This is a genomic window from Streptomyces sp. NPDC000941, assembly GCF_053599555.1.
On record NZ_JBSFMM010000493.1, the window covers coordinates 1 to 2,436 of the forward strand.

Sequence of the window (2,436 nt, forward strand, 5' to 3'; positions counted from 1 at the left end):
GGCGGTCCGCTCGGCTTTGTCCCAGTCGGTGAACTGTACGTACAGCTGAGCCCACCCCGGCGTCCCCGCCGCCACCCCGCTGGCGCGGTACACGACGGGCACCGCGCCCGCCCCGCTGTGGACCCGAGACGGCCTCGCCACCGACGGCGCCGGCCCGCTGGCGGCCGGCGAGGTCGTGGTGGCCGGAACGCCCAAGGGCCTGACCGCCTGGGCAGTGGACACCGGGCAGCGAGCGTGGATCTGGACCGACCGGGGCGCGCCGCTGCCCGCCGCGGGCCTGCTGGCGGCGGGCGGTGTCGTCCTCGCCGTCACCGCTGGCGGACGGCTGACCGCGTTGGACGCCCGCGACGGACGGGAACGCTGGTCCCGGGCGGTCGGCGCGACACGGCTCCTGGCCGCCGACGCCGACACCGCGTACGTACTGGACGGCGAACGACGGCTGAGCGCACTGCCGCTGACGGGCGCTCGGGCCCGCTGGACGAGATCGGCGGCGACCGGTACGGCGAAGGGAGCCGCGGCGGCAGCGGCCAGAGGGCGGCTCGTCGTCGCCGGAGCCGACGGGACGGTGACCGCGTACCGCACCGACGACCACGGCTCGGTCGCCTGGCGTCAGGACACCGCCGCCGAGGTGGCCCTCACACCCGCCGTCGCGGGCGACACCGTGTATCTGGGCGGCGCCTCGCTGCGGGCACTCACCCTCGCGGACGGTACACGGCGCTGGGCCGAGCCCACGCCCGGCGGCGGCGCCTGGGGCTCACCCACCCCGGCCAACGGCTCCCTGTACGTCGCCTGGCAGGACCAGTTGATCGCGGTCGACGCCCGCAGCGGTGAGCAGACCTGGTCCCTCCTCCCCGGTACGCACGCCCTGCCCACGACCGCGCCCGTGGTCCAGGGCCGGTCCCTCTACCACCCGCTGGGCGCGGACCGGTTCGGCCCGGACGACGGAGTCGTGACCGTCGACCTGCGGAAGGCCGCGGCGGCGTGGTCGCTCGGCGGCGGGGGCGGCCAGCCCTGGCGCCTGACCGGCGCGGCCAACCGGGTCTTCCTGACCCACGCCGGCACCCTGCACGCCATGCCGGTCCTGTGACCCGCGAACGCCTCTCCGCGAACGCCGAGGCCGCGGCCGTGGACGTTCGGCCGCGTGAAACCTCCATGCTTGGACACCCTTAGGCTGCGGTACGTATCGATAGCGGGGCGTGGCACATCGTGCCGGGAGGGCTGCCGACACATGCACACCTTGCACAACGCGGATCCGCGTCACCTCGGGCCGTTTCGGATGCTGGCCCGGCTGGGGGAGACGGAGAGCGGCGTGCGGCTGCTGGGCCGGCGCGTCGGCGCGGGGCCGACCGTGGAGGTCACGCTGGTGCGCGCCTCGCTCGCCGACGACCAGCGGCTGCGCGCCCGGCTGCGCCGCGACGTGGCGGCATCACGGGCCGCCGCCGGGCGCTGGGTACGCCCCGTCGAGGAGGCCGAACTCGACGCGTCGGCCCCATGGGTGGCCTACCCGTACGTCCCCGCCGTACCGCTCGCCGAAGCCGTCCGCGCCGCGCCCCGAGGGCTCGCGGAGGACGACGTACGTGTTCTGGGCGCCGCGCTCGCCGAGGCGCTGGAGCGGGTTCACGCGGCCGGAATGGTGCACGGCGGCATCTCGGCCGACGCGGTCCTGGTGGCCGGGGACGGTCCCCGGCTGACCGGGTTTCACCACGCCCGCCTGCCGCGGCAGGGAGCCCGCGGTGGGAGGGGGGCCGGCGGGAGAGAGAACGGCAGGGGAGAGGGGGCCGGGGGAGCGGACGCGTACGACAGCGACACCGGCCGGTTCGCCGGGCCGGCCCCCTTCCTGTCACCCGAACAGGCGAGGGGCCGGGCCCCCGTCCCGGCCTCCGACGTGTTCTCGCTGGGCGCGGTCCTCGCCTATGCCGCTTCCGGCCGCCCCCCGTTCGGCGACGACGCGCCGCCGCAGGTGCTGTACCGGATCGCCGCGCAACCGCCGGCTCTCGGCCGGCTGTCCGACTCGCTCGCCCGGATCCTGACGGGCTGTCTGGAAAAGGACCCTGCCGACCGTCCGGAAGCCGCGGAGCTGCGCGCGGCCTTCGGCGGTTCCGACCCGGCCGCGCCACCGCCGCCACCGCGGCTGCCGAGCGCCGTGGTCGCCCGGCTGGCCCGTGAGGCCGCGCGGGCGCTGGTGCTGGAGGAGCCCGGGACCGCCCCCGGGCCGGCGGCCGAGGCCTCGCCCGGCGCCCGCGATGAACCGGCCGCCGAGGACGAGGCGTTCCCGGACGACGATGTGTTCGCGGCGCCCACGCGCGGCGAGGGCCGCAACCGCGCGCATCCGGTCGCCGATCCGCCACCGGGAGGCGCGACATGAGCACCACCGAGTCACCGTTGAAGACAACAGGCACGACGATGACCACCACCGACCAAGCGGTCAAGGAGACA

At 76.5% G+C, this 2,436-nt stretch carries 2 protein-coding genes; both read left to right on the top strand.

Going from position 1 to position 2,436, the window contains the following annotated elements:
- Nucleotides 1-115 precede the first annotated feature (115 nt).
- Complete coding sequence (locus ACWDSL_RS52990) at nt 116-1,087, top strand: outer membrane protein assembly factor BamB family protein (protein WP_450496893.1); 972 nt, start codon at nt 116-118, stop codon at nt 1,085-1,087.
- A 141-nt stretch (nt 1,088-1,228) separates the two neighbouring features.
- Nucleotides 1,229-2,365: a protein kinase domain-containing protein gene (locus tag ACWDSL_RS52995; protein WP_450496891.1), complete on the top strand. Its 1,137-nt coding sequence runs from the start codon at nt 1,229-1,231 to the stop codon at nt 2,363-2,365.
- The last annotated feature ends 71 nt before the right edge of the window (nt 2,366-2,436 follow it).

Coding starts and splice junctions, on each gene's coding strand:
- ACWDSL_RS52995 (WP_450496891.1), top strand. CDS start 1,229: ATGCACACCTTGCACAACGCGGATCCGCGTCACCTCGGGCCGTTTCGG.